The 16,326-nt window shown below is 61.0% G+C and carries 17 protein-coding genes; 4 read left to right on the top strand and 13 right to left on the bottom strand.

Annotated features, from left to right (window positions below):
- Nucleotides 1-49: 49 nt before the first annotated feature.
- The 10 genes from ACW9UQ_RS05120 to ACW9UQ_RS05165 form a co-directional block, all read right to left on the bottom strand.
- Nucleotides 50-949 carry an RDD family protein gene (locus ACW9UQ_RS05120; protein ID WP_458929925.1) on the bottom strand — a complete coding sequence of 300 codons (900 nt, stop codon included), beginning with the start codon at nt 947-949 and terminating at the stop codon, nt 50-52.
- Nucleotides 946-1,959: a stage II sporulation protein M gene (locus ACW9UQ_RS05125; protein ID WP_458929926.1), complete on the bottom strand. Its 1,014-nt coding sequence runs from the start codon at nt 1,957-1,959 to the stop codon at nt 946-948. Before ACW9UQ_RS05125 ends, ACW9UQ_RS05120 begins: the two co-directional genes overlap by 4 nt.
- On the bottom strand, nt 1,956-3,254 hold the full coding sequence (locus tag ACW9UQ_RS05130; RefSeq protein ID WP_458929927.1) for a DUF58 domain-containing protein: 1,299 nt from the start codon (nt 3,252-3,254) through the stop codon (nt 1,956-1,958). Before ACW9UQ_RS05130 ends, ACW9UQ_RS05125 begins: the two co-directional genes overlap by 4 nt.
- Nucleotides 3,254-4,210 carry an AAA family ATPase gene (locus ACW9UQ_RS05135; RefSeq protein ID WP_458929928.1) on the bottom strand — a complete coding sequence of 319 codons (957 nt, stop codon included), beginning with the start codon at nt 4,208-4,210 and terminating at the stop codon, nt 3,254-3,256. Before ACW9UQ_RS05135 ends, ACW9UQ_RS05130 begins: the two co-directional genes overlap by 1 nt.
- The gene (locus ACW9UQ_RS05140; protein WP_458929929.1) at nt 4,179-5,510 is read right to left on the bottom strand and encodes a hypothetical protein; all 1,332 of its coding nucleotides are present in this window, start codon (nt 5,508-5,510) and stop codon (nt 4,179-4,181) included. The genes ACW9UQ_RS05135 and ACW9UQ_RS05140 overlap by 32 nt, the downstream gene beginning before the upstream one ends.
- Nucleotides 5,507-6,250: a DUF4129 domain-containing protein gene (locus ACW9UQ_RS05145; protein ID WP_458929930.1), complete on the bottom strand. Its 744-nt coding sequence runs from the start codon at nt 6,248-6,250 to the stop codon at nt 5,507-5,509. Before ACW9UQ_RS05145 ends, ACW9UQ_RS05140 begins: the two co-directional genes overlap by 4 nt.
- Before the next feature lie 270 nt (nt 6,251-6,520).
- The gene (gene nusB, locus ACW9UQ_RS05150) at nt 6,521-6,994 is read right to left on the bottom strand and encodes a transcription antitermination factor NusB (protein WP_458929931.1); all 474 of its coding nucleotides are present in this window, start codon (nt 6,992-6,994) and stop codon (nt 6,521-6,523) included.
- A 1-nt stretch (nt 6,995) separates the two neighbouring features.
- On the bottom strand, nt 6,996-7,532 hold the full coding sequence (locus ACW9UQ_RS05155) for a 6,7-dimethyl-8-ribityllumazine synthase (RefSeq protein ID WP_458929932.1): 537 nt from the start codon (nt 7,530-7,532) through the stop codon (nt 6,996-6,998).
- A gap of 1 nt (nt 7,533) precedes the next feature.
- On the bottom strand, nt 7,534-8,655 hold the full coding sequence (ribB, locus tag ACW9UQ_RS05160; protein ID WP_458929933.1) for a 3,4-dihydroxy-2-butanone-4-phosphate synthase: 1,122 nt from the start codon (nt 8,653-8,655) through the stop codon (nt 7,534-7,536).
- Between the two features lie 8 nt (nt 8,656-8,663).
- Nucleotides 8,664-9,251 carry a riboflavin synthase gene (locus ACW9UQ_RS05165; protein WP_458929934.1) on the bottom strand — a complete coding sequence of 196 codons (588 nt, stop codon included), beginning with the start codon at nt 9,249-9,251 and terminating at the stop codon, nt 8,664-8,666.
- Nucleotides 9,252-9,397: 146 nt separating this feature from the next.
- Here ACW9UQ_RS05165 and ACW9UQ_RS05170 point away from each other — a divergent pair, with 146 nt between their 5' ends.
- The 3 genes from ACW9UQ_RS05170 (at nt 9,398) to ACW9UQ_RS05180 (ending at nt 13,946) form a co-directional block, all read left to right on the top strand.
- Nucleotides 9,398-10,684 carry a capsule biosynthesis protein gene (locus tag ACW9UQ_RS05170; protein WP_458929935.1) on the top strand — a complete coding sequence of 429 codons (1,287 nt, stop codon included), beginning with the start codon at nt 9,398-9,400 and terminating at the stop codon, nt 10,682-10,684.
- Between the two features lie 77 nt (nt 10,685-10,761).
- A complete protein-coding gene (locus ACW9UQ_RS05175; RefSeq protein ID WP_458929936.1) occupies nt 10,762-11,907 on the top strand; it encodes a polysaccharide biosynthesis/export family protein in 1,146 nt (381 codons plus the stop codon).
- On the top strand, nt 11,904-13,946 hold the full coding sequence (locus tag ACW9UQ_RS05180; protein WP_458929937.1) for a capsular polysaccharide biosynthesis protein: 2,043 nt from the start codon (nt 11,904-11,906) through the stop codon (nt 13,944-13,946). The genes ACW9UQ_RS05175 and ACW9UQ_RS05180 overlap by 4 nt, the downstream gene beginning before the upstream one ends.
- On the opposite strand, the gene ribD is transcribed toward ACW9UQ_RS05180, so the two are convergent.
- Together ribD and nrdR are read right to left on the bottom strand one after the other, a co-directional pair.
- Complete coding sequence (gene ribD / locus ACW9UQ_RS05185) at nt 13,918-15,027, bottom strand: bifunctional diaminohydroxyphosphoribosylaminopyrimidine deaminase/5-amino-6-(5-phosphoribosylamino)uracil reductase RibD (protein WP_458929938.1); 1,110 nt, start codon at nt 15,025-15,027, stop codon at nt 13,918-13,920. The genes ACW9UQ_RS05180 and ribD overlap by 29 nt on opposite strands.
- Nucleotides 15,027-15,503 (bottom strand): transcriptional regulator NrdR, encoded by a 477-nt coding sequence (gene nrdR, locus ACW9UQ_RS05190; RefSeq protein ID WP_458929939.1) that lies wholly within the window; start codon nt 15,501-15,503, stop codon nt 15,027-15,029. Before nrdR ends, ribD begins: the two co-directional genes overlap by 1 nt.
- A gap of 179 nt (nt 15,504-15,682) precedes the next feature.
- Here nrdR and ACW9UQ_RS05195 point away from each other — a divergent pair, with 179 nt between their 5' ends.
- Nucleotides 15,683-15,886 carry a dodecin family protein gene (locus ACW9UQ_RS05195; protein WP_458929940.1) on the top strand — a complete coding sequence of 68 codons (204 nt, stop codon included), beginning with the start codon at nt 15,683-15,685 and terminating at the stop codon, nt 15,884-15,886.
- A gap of 36 nt (nt 15,887-15,922) precedes the next feature.
- Here ACW9UQ_RS05195 and ACW9UQ_RS05200 read toward each other — a convergent pair whose 3' ends face one another.
- Complete coding sequence (locus ACW9UQ_RS05200) at nt 15,923-16,324, bottom strand: secondary thiamine-phosphate synthase enzyme YjbQ (RefSeq protein WP_458929941.1); 402 nt, start codon at nt 16,322-16,324, stop codon at nt 15,923-15,925.
- Nucleotides 16,325-16,326: the final 2 nt, after the last annotated feature.

Raw genomic sequence — 16,326 nt, forward strand, 5'->3', positions numbered from 1 at the left:
GTCGTCATGGCAACCTTATCTACAGTAAAATGAATAGGAACGCAGCGGATCAAAGTGGATCGCGGTGGAATTTATCTTCGCGCGTGTCCCCCATCAAACGCCTGTTCTCCAGATGCGCGCGCTGGGCGGCGTAAAATGCGCTTAAGAATACCCGGTAATCCTGCGGGCTGACGGTGCTGGTATACACGATTTTATTGATGATGGTTTCTGCGACCCGTGTGACGTTTTCGTCATGCTGACGCCGCGCTGCGGTTGACAGGGGCGCAGGTTCAATCTGTAAAAGTGCCTCGAGTGTTTGCAGCTCATACCGACCGTAGTGGTCCAGATGATGCGGCAGGAACGAGAACCGCTGCCGCGCCGCCTGCTGTCTGTCTGCGATATCGGGCAAAAGGGCCGGGCGGGGGATTTCGACGACCAGCGTATTGGCGATGATATCGCCCAGACGCTGACGGCGGCGGCTGAACAGCGGCACTGCCAGCAGAAGGATGATCCATAAGCTGACGATCAGCGCGGTAAGCGGGCTGAGCGCGGGTGTCAGCAGCAGATAGGTGCCGGGGACGAACACCTCCATCTCTTTCATAAGATTGCGGATGGTGATGGCATGGGCCGAAAGGGTGCGGCCATCGGCCGAGATGACCCGAACGCGCATCAATCGTTTGCCGATGGTCTGACCGTTCCACAGAATTTCGGTCGCAACGTAATAGGGCACCCGCAGAGCAAAAAACAAAAGCGCGGCCAGCGCCTCGAGCGAGGGGACGGACATGGCTGCCGCAAAATAGGCCAGGGTCAGGATCAGCAAAACGATTGCAACGGTAATCGCCAGATCGGCCAGCTGCGCTGCAAAGCGTGCGCCCAGCCCCGCCACCCGGAAATGGATCGGTACCCCTTCGGGCGGGATGAAATCGGTGATCAGCCGTCTGGGTTGTTTTGCGGTCCGTGCGCTGGTCATGAGGGGGCCTTGCCGCGCCCCAGCACGCCCAGATAGACCAGCCAGAACAGGCCGACGGACCAGCCAATGATCAATCGCGTTTCGGTATCCTGGACGGTTTGCCGGAAGTAACCCTCAAGGATGGCCGCGACCACAAGCATCAGCGCCGCCAGAAGCGCCAGTTTCACCGCATCGCGACCACGCTGGCGCAGGGCGTCGCTGCGGGGCATCTCGCCGGGGAACAGGACGGCAAAGCCCAGTTGCAACCCGCCCGCACAGGCGATGACAAGCGCTGACAACTCTGTCACGCCATGGATTGAAAGCCATCCGGCCAGTTCATAGCCCAAGTTGCGATCCACATGCAGGGCCACAAACGCGCCAAGGATCAGCCCGTTGAAAAAGGTCAGTACCACCGAGGGCAGACAGGCCAGCACCCCGAACGAGAAAATCAGGATGGCGATCTGGGTGTTGTGCGAAAACAGAAAACTGGCAAAGGCCGTCAGGCTTTCCATTGGCGCATCGTCACCACCTGTCAGGACCGATCTCAATTCGCCGCGTGTGCTGGTCAGGCCGCGCCCCTGGCCCAGCTCCGGCGGCATCAGCGTGTTGTACCAGGTCGGGTCATCGACAAACAAAAGATAGCCCGCGGCGGCCCCGGTCAGCATGATAACAAAGGCCAGCAGGATCAGCGGCAAAGAGCGGCGCGCGGCTTGCGGGATACCGCGCAGGATCAGCTTTCCGATCAGCCCGCTTAGCGCCTTCTGCGGGGCATAAACCGCCAGATAGGCCCGTGCGCACAAGGCATCAAGATATTCCAGTAGCCCTTTATCCAATGAGATGGCGCGCGCCAGCGACAGGGAATTCAGCGCCTGCCGATAGAGCGTCGCCAGATCCTGCGCTTCGGCAAAGCCGAGCGAGCGGATGCCATAGCGCTCTGTCTTGTCGACAAGCGCCTCAAGGCGCCGCCAGTCGGACTCGCGCTCGGCCCTGAAACGGGCAGATCGGATTTGTGGTGGCGCGGCGGTTGTCATATCAACTCCTGCGCCTTGATCATGAGATAGGTCGAGACCAGCGCCGGTGTCAGCCGGTCCGGGGCCGTTTCCAGACACAGCACCCCGATGCGGCGCAGCTTGTCCAGCACCAGCTTACGCTCTCGCTGCATTTGCCGAGCCGAGACCGAGGCCGCCATGCCTTGCAATGTGTCAAACCGGCCCGCCGCATTCAACAGCGGGTCGGACAGGGTGACAAACAGGATCACATGGGTGCGGTTTAGGACGTGGATATTCTCGACCAGCAATTCTGCTGTGGTGGTGTCGACAAAATCGGAAAACACCACAATCAGGCTGCGCCGGTTCAGCAACCCACCCAGATTGGCCATGGCCAGCGTGTGGTTGGTCTCAACCGTTTGGTAGTCCAGACTGGCGGCCTGCGCACGCAGATGCGGAAAGGCGGTGCGCCCGGGTTGTGGCGGTACGAACTGGCGCGGCGCTGCATCAAAAGCATAAAGTCCGACCAGATCGCCGCCAAGGGCGGCGGCCCAGGCCATGGACATGGCGGCATTCACAGCATGGTCGATCTTGGGCAGGGTGCCGATTTCCTCGCGCATCAGATAGCCGTTATCCAGCGCCAGCACGACCTGGTGGTTGCGTTCGGCCCGCATTTCCTTGGCCACCAGTTCCCGGTGACGGGCAGAGCGTTTCCAGTCGATGGCGCGGACATCCATCCCGGTGGTGAATTCGCGCAACTGATGAAATTCCGAGCCTTCGCCGCTCATCAGGTTCTCTTTGGTGCCATAGAGGTCGGATTTCACGGCTACGTCTATCTGACCAGAGATCACCGGGCGGATATTCGGGATCACCGACAGAACGGTGTCGATCTGTTTGCGAGTGACGATGTCCCACAGCCCCAGACGGCTGGACCATTCCAGCCAGATCGCCCTAAGGGCAAACCGCCCGCGTCGCCGGGCAGTAACCCAAACGCTGCCCTCGGCCCTTTTTCCGTTGGCCAGCAAAGCAAAGCTGATCGGCGGGCTCAGCTCGGTATCCGGGGCGAGTTTGGCGCGGATCCGGCGCGGCAGGACATTGCGGCCCCGCAATTCCACGTCCAGTTCGGCGGTCTCGCCCGAGAATACCTCGGCCGGGCAGGTGACGTTGACGGTGGCCCGCCCACCAGCCGGTGTCAGCAGCAGGTCAGCAATCAGGATGGTGGTGAACACAACCCAAAGGGCAACTGCCGCTTCGGCCGGGAGTTGGCCGGTGGCGACTATCTGTGCCGACAGCGCCAACAGAATGGCGCCAATCACCAGCAATCGCCGGCTGGGGCGCATTATTTCGGTGCCTCGATCCGGTTCAGGATGTTTTGCAGCACATCGGTTTCGCTGCGGCCCTCAATCTCGGCGGTGGGGCCAAGCACGATGCGGTGGCGCAGGGTGGGCAACAGCAGGCGCTGCACATCATCTGGGATGGCGTAATCCCGTCCATCCAGTGCCGCAGCTGCACGCACCGCACCCGCCAGCGCATCTGCCGCGCGGGTCGAGGCCCCATGCCGGATTTCCGGGTCTTCGCGCGTGGCGCGAACCAGCGACAGGATATAGCGCAGGATGGTCTCATCCAGACGAATATCATCAACCAGTGCCCGGCCCTGCGCCAGCGTTTCGGCGCTGATCACGGCATCCACATCCAGCGCCTGGCCCGAAATGCCCAAAGGCCGCTGGGCATGGCGGCGCAGGATTTCCATTTCGGCCCGCTCAATCGGAAAATCAATCACCAGCTTGAACAGGAACCGGTCCAACTGTGCCTCGGGCAGGGGGTAGGTGCCTTGCTGCTCAATGGGATTTTGTGTGGCGATGACAAAGAAATGCTCGCCCAGTGAATAATCCGTGCCGTCAATCGTCGCCACGCGTTCGTTCATCACCTGCAGCAAGGCAGCCTGTGTCTTGGGTGGGGCACGGTTGATCTCGTCCGCCAGCAGAACGTCGGTAAAGACCGGCCCCTTGGTCAGCCGAAAGCTGGAGGAGGAGAAATCAAAGATATTCACCCCCAGCACATCACCGGGCATCAGGTCAGGCGTGAACTGGATGCGGCCATAATCGATCGCCAAGGCCGCCGCCAAAGCCCGCGCAAGCAGCGTTTTTGCGGTTCCTGGCGGGCCTTCCAACAGGCAATGCCCGCGTGCAAACAACGAGATGAGCAGCAGATCGACCACGTCGTCCTGCCCGTGAACCGCCTTGCCGGTTTCGCGGCGGATTTGGTCAGCCGCCCTGTGCAGATCGTCCAAATTCATTCAGCACCTGTTCTGTTTGTCGTTCAAAGGTCTCTGCCAGCTCCAGAAGCCCGGCTTCGGAGGTTTCCGGCGATGGCGTTTGTGCAGCCGCTGCGGCTGTCCCAAACGCCCGCGCCAGATCAGGGTTGCGCCGCTCTACCAGCGAAAATATCCGCCGGACCGGGTCTTCGGCAAGCGCACTTGTTCCGAAAAGCGCATCTTCCAACTGGCGGATGCGGGCGGTGATATAGGTCTCGAACAGCGCGCTATCATTGCCTGTCATCCGCAAAAGCCGCGCCTTGGCGTCGATTGAGACCGCTTTGGAGGCGCCGATCCGATCATCATAGACAGAAACCGCGGGACCAAAGCGTAACCAACTGCGCCACAAGGCCAGCATCATCAACACCCCTGCTGCCGCCCACAGGACTGAGAACGGGTAGTCGAACAGCCGGAGCAAATCGGACCATTCACGCCGGGCGGCCCTTTGCGGGGTTTCCTTGACGAAAACCTCAGACGTTGTGTCGATCAGCACCGGCAGACCGCCGGACCATTCCCCGATAAGGTTGGCCACGATATCCGCATTGCGGCCCAGCGACAGCCCGTGATTGTTGAAAATATCCGGATCGGACACCGCGATAAAGCTGCGCTTGTGCCCGTCGCATTCGATCACGGCATGCCCCAGTGGCCCGCCCAGCAACGAGATACAGCCCGCAGGAACCGTCCGCGCAAAAAGCTGCGGCGCATAAAGCGTGGCGGCCTGGGCTTTGCCCTTCTGATCCGCAGGACCGGACAATTCCAGCATCTTTGCATCGGGCCGCGTCAATGGCTCTTCCATGACGTTCAGTTGTAGGAAGGGGCGGCTGGCATCCGCAACCGGCAGCAGAAGAGATGGGTCGGCAAAGCCTGAATGGCGTGCGGCACGGCTCCATTTCGGGGCAATAATGACGCTGGGCAAAGAGTTGATCTTGCGCAGGATCGTCCCGGCCGAGATGTCATATTCCGTCCCGCTGGCCAGATAGGATCGTTTGTCGGTCGGGGCCTCGAAATTGCGTGTCAGGTCAGTGTCATGCACCGGCAAAACCCGCAGGCCGACCTTTTCCGGGGTGATAGGCAGCCCGCGTGCCTCGCGCGCTTCGAGACCCTGATCGCGCAGCCAGGCGATCAGCCCGGCATGCCCCATGGCCGAGGATTGCAGTGGATAGTCGCGGTCGCGGATCATGTACCAGGCGGCAGCGGCCGCGACGGCAACAATGATCAGAACCGACAGGATATCGGCAGCCCGAATGCCCCCCTCGGACCGGTCGGCGGCATAGTAGCTCATGCCTGCACCTCATCCAGAATGGGGGTGGCGCGGCGTAGGCAATCCTCGAACGTGCGGGTGATCAGGGGGCGACCGCCGAACTGTACCAGTTCCTCGGCGATGACGATGCGGCGCATATCGGCCAGATAGGGCCAATCCTCTGGCAAGCGGCGCAGGAAATCGCGCGAGGTTTCAGAGCGGCCCAGCCGCAGGTCATGGCGGGTAGCGGCGGCATCCAGCACATGATGGATCAGTTCCACCATTGCGGCGTGCCGATCCTCCATATCCAGAAGCCGCGCGATCAGCTCCTGGGTTCGGGCGCGTTTGATCTGGCGCTGCTCTTCGATTGGTGCGCTGCGGCGATTGTTGCGGCGGCCTTTGTCGGGCCGGGCAAAGCCGTCCCGTGCGCGCCCGCCATATTTGTAGGCAAGGTATCCCAGCGTGGCCAAAAGGCCGATCAGGGCGATTGTCGCGATATTCTCGGACAAACGTGTCCGCGTCGACACTGGCGCATCCCCCCTGACCAGTTCTTCGGACCGGTCAACCGGTGGATCTGGCAGGCCATCGAGGTCCAGGTCGCCCATATTCCGGTCGACATAAAACATTTCGGACTGAATGTTGCGAAAGCGGACCGATGCCCGATAATCCGCATCCGGTTCAACCTGCAGAAAAACCGGGGACTGCGCCGCGCCGGGACCGGCGGGCAGCAGGCACAGTGCAAAGGCCACGGCAAGCGCGACAAAGCCGACATTCAGACGCATCAGGGCAGCACCCGTTCGATTTGACCGGAGCGTAAGCCAAGACATGGCCAGCTTGAAACACCGTTTTGCCCATGCCAAGCCATTGGCCGCACACGGTTCCAAGCACAGCCTTGGCGCAATGATCTGACTGTCACTCCCTGGCAAGTCACCCCCGGTCACCAAGTATTCCGTCCATTACGATACCAACAGACAGGATGTAACGCGCAGCCGCTATCCGCTGCGCTCTTTGCGTCAACATATCTATATAGTTAGGGCGGAAAGAAGGCCGTCTCAGGCGAAGGCGTCAGGCTGTGCTTCGCGTGCCATATGATCCAGAACCGCATTCACGAATTTCGGCTCTCGGCCATCCGGAAAGAACGCCTTGGCGACATCGACAAATTCGGTGATGCAGACGCGGGGCGGTGTATCTTGGGTCAGCAGCTCTGCCCCGGCCGCCCGGAACAATGCGCGCAAGGTCGGGTCGATCCGGGCAATCGGCCATTTGGCCACCAAAGCGGTATCGGTCATCTTGTCGATCCGGGCCTGTATATTGACAGCCTCGTGGAGGAGGGCACGGAACAGGTCCACATCTGCCTCGGAATACTGATCGCCATCCAGTTCTGCGCCGATGCGATAGGTTTCGAACTGCTCGCGCACCTCATCCATGGGCTCGCCGCTGGTTTCCATCTGAAACAGCGCTTGTGTGGCAAACAGGCGTGCGGCAGAGCGCATGCGGTGCTTGTCATCGCGGGATGGTTTGGTCATCTCAGGCAATTCCCTTATCCGGCGATCCCGCCATTTTGAATTCGTCAGGCCCGCGTTGCGGGGCGTTTTGCAGGCGGAACCGGCGTGACAATGCGATCAGGTGCAAGGCCGCCTCTGCTGCGTCGCCGCCCTTGTTCTGGCCCGTGGCCTCGGCACGTGCCTCAGCCTGATCCATGGTTTCCACTGTCAGAATGCCATTGCCGATGCAATGCCCCTGAAGGCCCAGATCCATCAGGCCCCGGCTGCTGTCATTGCAGACGGTCTCGTAATGTGTGGTTTCACCACGGATCACACATCCCAGCGCGACATAGCCGTCATATCCCCCCGTCCGCGTGGCCAAAGCGATGGCTTGCGGAATTTCCAGCGCGCCGGGCACCTCAACCACGTCATACATTGCCTGCGCCGCTTCGCAGGCGGCTTTGGCCCCGGTCAGCAGCTGATCGGCGATGTCCTTGTAATAGGGCGCGACAACGATCAGGATCCGGGTGGGTCGGTCAAAGACCGGTGGGGTCAGTTGGTGATGGGTGATGTTGGCCATGTCAGTCCTGCTCTATCCGTATTGGCTGCGTGCCGACGATTTCCAGCCCGTATCCGTCCAGTCCAACAGCTTTGGGTGCCGGAGAGTTGGTCAGCAGGATCATCTCCCGAACTCCAAGGCTTCCAAGTATCTGCGCGCCCAGCCCGTATTGCCGCAGCGTCTGGGGCGATACCTCGTCCTCCAGCACAAGTTGGGCCTGCATATCACGCAAGACCACCACAACGCCCCGGCCTTCTTCTGCGATCTGGTGCATGGCTGCGGCCAACTGGCCATTGCGGCCGGGCGTCAGGGCCAACAGATCGTCAAATGGATTGACCGCGTGCATGCGAACCAGAACCGGTACTTCTGTGGTCACATCGCCCTTGGTCAGCACGATATGCTCGCCGCCGCCCGCATCGTCCGAGAATATCTGCATATCCCAATCGCCGCCAAACGCAGATTGCACACCGCGCTGCGACCGCTGGCGCACCAGATTGTCATTGCGGCGGCGATAGGCGATCAGGTCCGAAATGGTCCCGATGCGGATATTGTGCCGCTTCGCGAAAGAGACCAGATCTGGCAGGCGCGACATGGTGCCGTCTTCGTTCATGATTTCACAGATCACGCCCGAGGGGTTCAGCCCGGCCAGACGTGAGATATCGACCGCAGCCTCTGTATGCCCGGCGCGCACCAGCACGCCGCCGTCACGTGCCCGAAGCGGAAAGACATGGCCCGGCGTTGCGATATCCTGCGCGCCCGAGGCACTGTCGATGGCCACAGCGACCGTGCGGGCGCGGTCATGGGCGGAAATACCGGTTGTGACCTCCTCGCGCGCCTCAATCGAGACGGTGAAGGCGGTTTCATGGCGCGACGAATTGGTCTGGGCCATCAATGGCAGACCCAGCGCATCCAGCCGTTTGCCGGTCAGCGCCAGACAGATCAGACCGCGACCATGGGTGGCCATGAAGTTGATCGCATCCGGGGTCGCCATCTGGGCGGGGATGATCAGATCGCCCTCATTCTCCCGATCTTCATGATCAACCAGAATGAACATCCGGCCATTGCGGGCATCCTCGATAATCTCTTCGATAGAGGAAATCGCATCGCCATAGGTGTGTTGGTCAGAATTTGGATGATCGGCCATCTGTGTCACTATACCTCGTTCATCCGGGCCACATAGCGTGCCAGCGTGTCGATCTCCAGATTGATCAGGTCGCCTTCCGTGACGTCGCCCCAGGTCGTGACCTCCTGCGTATGGGGGATCAGGTTAACAGTGAATTCAGATCCTGCGACATCATTGACGGTCAGGGATGTGCCGTTCAGCGCCACCGATCCTTTGGGTGCGATGAACTTTGCCAGATCATCAGGGGCGCGGAACCGAATGCAGGTGCTGCCCGCCACGGCTGACACACTCAGCACCTCGGCCAGCCCGTCAACATGGCCGGAAACAATATGACCGCCCAGTTCATCGCCCAGCCTTAGCGGGCGTTCCAGATTGATGCTGGCGCCGCTTTGCCAGACCTGCCGGATGTTTGTTTTGGTCAGAGTTTCCTCGGAAATATCGACCTCGAACCAATCATCCGCTTTCTCGACAACCGTCAGGCAGACCCCGTCACAGGCAATCGACGCGCCGATGGCGATCTCGCTAAGCGGATAGTGGGTTTCGATCCGCGCACGCAGGTCACGATCCTGCCGTGTCAGCAACACCTTGCCTATATCGGTGATAATTCCGGTGAACACGCCTTAACCCTTGATGATATCCGTTCATGGCGGATACACCTGCGACACGCATATCTCAAGGGTGGCGCGGACGGTTAATGCTTTGTTAACCTGCGTCAGAGCGTAGTTTATCGAGTGCATGGGTTCATTTGAGGCAAAGGTCTGACATGACTGACCGGCATTTCCTCTTTCTGCAGGGGCCGCATGGGCGGTTCTTTTCCCGGCTTGCGGGTGCGCTGAAACAGGCGGGCTGCGGCATTCACCGGATTGGCTTTAACGCCGGGGACCGTTTTTTCTGGAAGCATCGTAACAGCTACACAGCCTTTGAGGGCGCGCTTGAGGCCTGGCGTGGCTTTCTGACAGAGTTTCTGGCGCAGAACGCGGTCACCGATATCGTGATTTACGGCGATACGCGTGAAATCCATGTCACCGCGCTTGAGTTGGCCAGGGCAAATGGCATCCGATGCCATTGCTTCGAAGAAGGATATCTGCGCCCCTACTGGGTGACCTATGAACGTGATGGCGTGAATGGGCATTCGCCGCTGATGGACCTGTCCATTGCCGAGATCCGCCAACGCCTTCCCGAGGTCGGGCACCCGCAGGCTGTGCCGCCCGCACAATGGGGTGCGCTGTGGCACCATATCTATCTTGGGGCGATCTATCACTGGATGATCCTGTTCCGAAACCAGCAGTACCGTGCCTACCAGACGCATCGCGCGATATCGGTCCGCCGCGAATGGTGGCTGCATTTCAGGCGTCTGGCCAAGATGCCCGTCGATTTGATTATCAACCGGGCCAAAGCTGCAAGGCTGGAGGCCAGCGGTGCGGCCTATCACGTGGTGCTGATGCAACTGGCCCATGATTCCTCATTCATCAAGCATAGCGATTTTGAACGGATCGGCGATTTCGTTGACCTTGTTGTGCAGGAGTTTGCCAAAGGTGCCCCCCAGCACCACAAGCTGGTGTTCAAGTTTCACCCGCTGGAGGATGACCGGGCGGGCCTGCCGCAGCTGATCCGTACCGCCGCAGCACAATACGGTGTTTCTGACCGCGTGCATTATCTGCGCGGCGGCAAGTTAGGTCCTTTGCTGGACAAGGCGAAAACAGCCGTAACCGTGAACTCGACCGCCGGGCAGCAGGCGCTGTGGCGGGGGATGCCGCTGCGGGTGTTCGGCCGTTGCATCTATGACAAACCAGAGCTTATCTCGACCCAGCCGCTGGATGAGTTCTTTGCCATGCCGCGCCGGCCTGACAAGCAGGCATATCTCGATTTTAGGGACTATTTGCTGCAGACCTCGCAATTCGCGGGGGGGTTTTATACGGAGCGGGGCCGGGCGCAAATCCTGCGCGATATCGTCGATGTCATGCTCAGCGACCGCGATCCCTATGCCCTGCAGGCCGGGACCTGGCCGCTGCGCGATGTGTTGCTGGGAGAGCGCGGCACTTCGCCCTAATTTAGCTAAGTGCCCGGGCTTTCTTGCTTTTGGGCATATTTGAAGGCACCCTTATGGAAAAAGACCGAGGCAGACAGATGAGATCCGTAAACATCGCGCGAGCAGGCTGTACAGGCGTGCTCTGCCTGACTATGCTGCTTGCCGCCTGTGCGCTGCCGCGGTCAGGCCCGAATGCCCGTGAAATCGCTGAAGGCTCCACCGCAAATGGCGGCGAGGTCAATATCGTGATGGTAACCGAGCAGATCGCCCGGGCCTCGAACCGGAACGAGAAGCTGGGTTTCTCCAACGCTTTCCTGAAAGCCGGGACGACATCGACAGATGCGATCAGTCCGGGTGACACGCTGTCCGTGACGGTCTGGGAAAACGTGGAAAACGGCCTGCTGGCTGGCGTTGGGCAGAAAGTCACCGTGCTGCAGGAGATCCAGGTCGATCAGGCTGGCAACATTTTTATGCCATATGCGGGTGTGCTGAAGGCTGCAGGCAAGACACCGGAACAGTTGCGCCTGCTGATCACGCGCAATCTGGATACGCAGACCCCCGATCCGCAGGTTGAGGTTCGCCGGGTGGCCGGTGATGGGTCCTCGGTCTCTGTGATTGGCGGGGTTGGCGCGCAGGGCGTCTATCCTATCCAGCCATCGACCACACGCCTGTCCTCCATGCTGGCAACGGCTGGCGGGGTGACAATCGACCCCGAGATTGCACGGATCGCGGTGCGCCGTGGGTCCAGCACCGGGCGCATCTTTCTGCAGGAACTCTATGACAACCCGAGTGTGGATGTCGCGCTGCGCCCCAATGACAAGATCATCGTCGAGGAAGACCGGCGCGCGTTCACCGCACTTGGTGCCACCGGGACACAGGCTCGCGTGCCCTTCCCCCGCGCCGAAATCAACGTGATTGAGGCTTTGGCAGAGGTTGGCGGTCTGGACGGCAACACCTCGGACCCGACCGGGATTTTCGTGTTCCGCCGCGAGCCGCGCTCCGTCGGGCAGAACGTCACCGGCAATCCTTCGATTGGCGAGAATGCCCCCTTTGCTTATGTCATCGACCTGACCAAGCCGACCGGCTTTTTCATCGCCAAGGAATTTCAGGTTCGGGACGATGATACCATCTACATCACGCAAGCCCCGTTCGTGTCCTGGGCGAAGGTGTTGCAGGCAACCTCCAGCACGCTGGATCTGACGGCGAATATCGCGCGGACCGCGGAAGTTCTGTCAGGGCGGTGAGCCGGGGCGGCAAGCTGGCGGTTCTGTCGCTGGGCTTTTACCTGCGTCCACGTCTGCGGCGTATTCTTGACCTCTGCGGCTGGCAGATCACGCCCGGCTGGCGGGCCAAAGCCTGTCAGGCGGTGGGCGTCTGGGGACGCAAACCGATTGCGGCCCGCGGCATAAAGCTGGCGGCGCGAACCGGTTTGCTGTTGTTGAATGTCGAGGATGCCTTTTTGCGCTCGGTCGAGCCAGGTCATACCGGTGCTGCGCCTTTGGGCCTGCTGACCGATCTGCGGGGCCTGCATTTCGACAGCACCCAGCCGTCAGATCTGGAAGTGTTGTTGCAGGATGGCGATCTGTCGGACCCGGAGCTTCTGCGCCGCGCCCGGCGCGGGATCGAGATGCTGCGCGATCTGCGCCTGTCGAAATACAATGCCTGGGAGGCAGTTGAGCTGCCTGAGCCGGGGTATGTTCTGGTCATCGACCAGACCTATGACGATGCCGCCATCCGCTATGGTGGTGTGACGGATGAGGTGTTTGCGAAGATGCTGCGCGCCGCGCAGTCCGAGCATCCGGACAAGCGCATTGTGATCCGCACCCATCCTGTGGTGGCTGACGGCGCAAAACGCGGACATTTCGGGCAGGATGACACCGATGCCCGCACCAGCCTGTTTACCGCCCCGGCTAACCCGTGGGACCTGACGGACCGTGCCGCGGCCGTTTACTGTGTAACGTCTCAAATGGGGTTTGAGGCGATGCTGGCAGGGCATCGCCCGGTGATATTCGGTCAGCCGTTCTATGCCGGTTGGGGGCTGTCGGACGACCGCCTGCCGCTGCCCCGCCGAACCCGTCGCCGCAATCTTGAGGAGTTGTTTGGCGCGGCGATGCTGATCTATCCGCATTGGTATGATCCCTGTCGTGATGCGCTGACCGACTTTGAAACCGTTGTGCAGCAACTGGCCGCTGAACGGCGCGCTTTTGATGAGGATCGGCGGGGTGCGGTCTGTCTGGGCCTGAAGCCCTGGAAGCACCCCCTCATGCGCGATTTCCTGCAAAGCCGGGGCGGTGCCCCTCGGTTCGAAGGAGACGCCTCCCGCGCGGTCGCCCTGGCCAAGCGGCTGGAGCGCGACCTGATCGTCTGGGCCAGCCGCGAGACACCGGATCTGGCCCCTATGGCCGAGGCTGCGGGTGTGCAGCTGCTGCGAATGGAAGACGGGTTTCTGCGATCCGTGGGGCTTGGGGCCAATCTGCTGCCTGCGGCCTCGCTGGTTTTGGATGATCTGGGGATTTACTTTGATCCGACCCGGCCCAGTCGGCTTGAAACCCTGATCGCTGAAAAACCTGTGCTGACGGAGGGCGAGCAGGCGCGTGTCGCCGCCCTAAGCGCGCGGCTGATCAAGGATGGTCTGACCAAGTATAATGTCGGCGACCCGCCAGCGACTATTCCGGCAAAGGTGGGTCAGCGACGCATTCTGGTGCCAGGACAGGTCGAGGATGACGCCTCAATCCGTCTGGGCACTGACCGGATCGCGACCAACCGGGATCTGCTGCAACATGCGCGCAGCTTGTTTCCAGGTGATGTGCTGATCTACAAGCCGCACCCGGATGTCGAGGCAGGCTTGCGCGAAGGTCAGGTGCCTGATGCCGCCGATATCGCGGATCATGTGGCTACCAATACGGACCCCGCCGAATTGATCGAGGCATGTGATCTGGTGGTGACCATGACCTCGCTACTGGGGTTCGAGGCACTTTTGCGCGGAAAAGAGGTCCACTGCCTTGGCCGTCCGTTCTATGCGGGGTGGGGGCTGACGCAGGATCATGGGCAAAGCTTTGCGCGGCGTCAGGCCCGGCCCAGTCTTGAGGCGCTGATCCACGCAACCCTGATCGCCTATCCCCGCTATCGCGACCCGGTGTCGGGGCTGGCTTGCCCGGTGGAGGTGATCCTTGATCGGTTGGCAGCTGGCGGGCCGGGGGTATCACGCAATCCGCGGCGGCGGATGCGCTGGCTGGCCGCGTTGCAGTATCGCCTTAGGCGGTTTGCGCATTTGTGGCGCTGATCCAGCGGGTCATGATATCGGCGCCCAATGGCCGCGTTTCAACCGGATGAAACCGCGGCGCAGCGTCCAGACTGTTCAGACCAAGGGCACCGATATTGGCAATCCCATCATCACCAATCACCTTGCCCGCCGTGATCAGCATCAACTGATCTACCAGCCCGGCCCGGATCAATGCAGCGGCCAGCTTTGACCCGCCTTCGCACAGAATGCGGGTCAGGCCATGCGTGGCCAGGTCTTGCAGGGCTGCGGATAAGTTCAGGCGTCCGTCATCGCCCTGCGATACCTCGATCAGCGTGGCACCCAGATCGCGCCAGGTGTCCCGCCGCCGCGCCTCTGCCGCTCCGCCATGGATCAGCCAGACGGGGATGTCCTTGGTGGTTTGCGCCAGATGCGAGGTCAGAGACAGGGACAGGCTGGAATTCACCACGATGCGCACCGGCTGCGGGCCATCACCCAGCCCACGCACATCCAGCATCGGATTATCTGCGCGCGCGGTTCCGGCCCCGACCATCACCGCGTCATGCCGCCGTCGTTGATGATGGACAAAAAGGCGTGCCTCTGGCCCGGTAATCCAGCGGCTTTCGCCCTGCGCCGTGGCGATCCGGCCGTCCAGAGTGGCAGCCAGTTTTAGCGTGACCATCGGCAGGCGCTGCTGCCTGACCTTCAGGAACCCCGCATTCAACGCTTCTGCCTCGGTCGCCATCAGGCCGACCTGAACGTCCACGCCCCCGGCACGCAGCGCCTCGATCCCGCGCCCGTCGACCCGTGCGTCCGGGTCCGGCATTGCGACGACAACACGGTTGACCCCGGCCTCAATCATCGCGTCAGCGCAAGGCGGGGTTCGGCCATGATGGGCGCAAGGCTCCAACGTGACATAGGCGGTTGCACCCCGCGCAGCGTCACCGGCATCGGCCAAGGCCACAGCTTCGGCGTGGGGCCGCCCACCATCGGCAGTGCGCCCCGCGCCAACCATCCGGCCATCGCGCACCAGAACGCAGCCCACAGATGGGTTGGGCCAGACCCGGCCCAATCCCTGACGCGCCAGCATCAGTGCATGGCGCATCCAACCGGCGTCATCCATTATTTCTCGGGCTTTTCGGGGGTTTCCGGCGGACGCAACTCTGCAACAAATTCCTCAAAGTCTTCCACAGCCTGGAAGTTCTTGTACACACTGGCAAAGCGCACATAGGCCACGGTGTCGATCCGGGCCAGGGTCTCCATCACAATCTCACCGATCGCTTTAGAGTTGATATCGGTATCGCCCATGCTTTCCAGCCGCCGCACGATGCCCGAGATCATCTGGTCAATCCGGTCCGGCTCGATAGGGCGTTTTTGCAGCGCGATGCGGATGGAGCGCTCCAGCTTGTCCCGGTCAAAATCCTCGCGCTTGCCATTGGTTTTAATCACGACCAGATCGCGCAATTGCACACGCTCATAAGTGGTGAAACGGCCCGCACAGGCGGGGCAGAACCGGCGGCGGCGGATGGCGACGTGATCCTCGGCGGGGCGTGAATCTTTGACCTGGGTGTCGACATTGCCACAGAACGGACAGCGCATGGGTTGGGATCTCCCGGAAAAAATACTCGATTGACCGTACTATAGGTCCAACACCAGCGCTTGGGTAGGCTTTCTGCATTTCCACGAGATAAGGGGATTTGCCGCAACACCTCGTGGTGTCGACAGGCGCGCGGGGCGTGTTAGCCTGCATCTCATTCACACCTGAAGGGAGAAAGACAATGTCAGTTGCACGCGTTACCGAGATTTCCTCCGTTTCCAAGAAAGGTTTTCAAGAAGCCATCGAAGAAGGCATTGAGCGGGCCTCTAAAACCCTGCGTGGGATCAAGGGCGCCTGGGTCAAGGAGCAGCACGTGATGGTCGACGATGGCAAGGTTACAGGTTACCGCGTCAACCTGATGGTGACCTTTGTTCTGGACGAGTAAGCCTATCTACCCTGTCCGCCATTTTGACGGGCAGGGTTATCGCGAAAGATGCGCCACGACCTGCCGTCTGTGCGGGGCGTGGCGAAACTCGAACAGGTAAATGCCCTGCCAGGTGCCAAGCGCCAGTTGCCCGTCAATGACCGGGATCGAAAGCGACGTTGCGGTTAGAACTGCCTTGATATGGGCTGGCATGTCATCCGGCCCTTCCAGTGTGTGGCGCAGATAGGCCATCGCGGGATCATCTGCAGGTGGCACCAGCCGGGCAAAAAAGGCATCCAGATCCCGCATGACATCGGGATCAGCATTCTCCTGAATCAGCAACGAACAAGAGGTGTGACGCACAAACAGCGTCAGCAGCCCATTTCCCTGCCCGGCCAGCGGGGTGACCTGATCCGTAAATTCATAAAGCCCAGGGCCAGAGGTGTGGACCGTCAGCATAC

Source organism: Halovulum sp. GXIMD14793 (assembly GCF_054457435.1).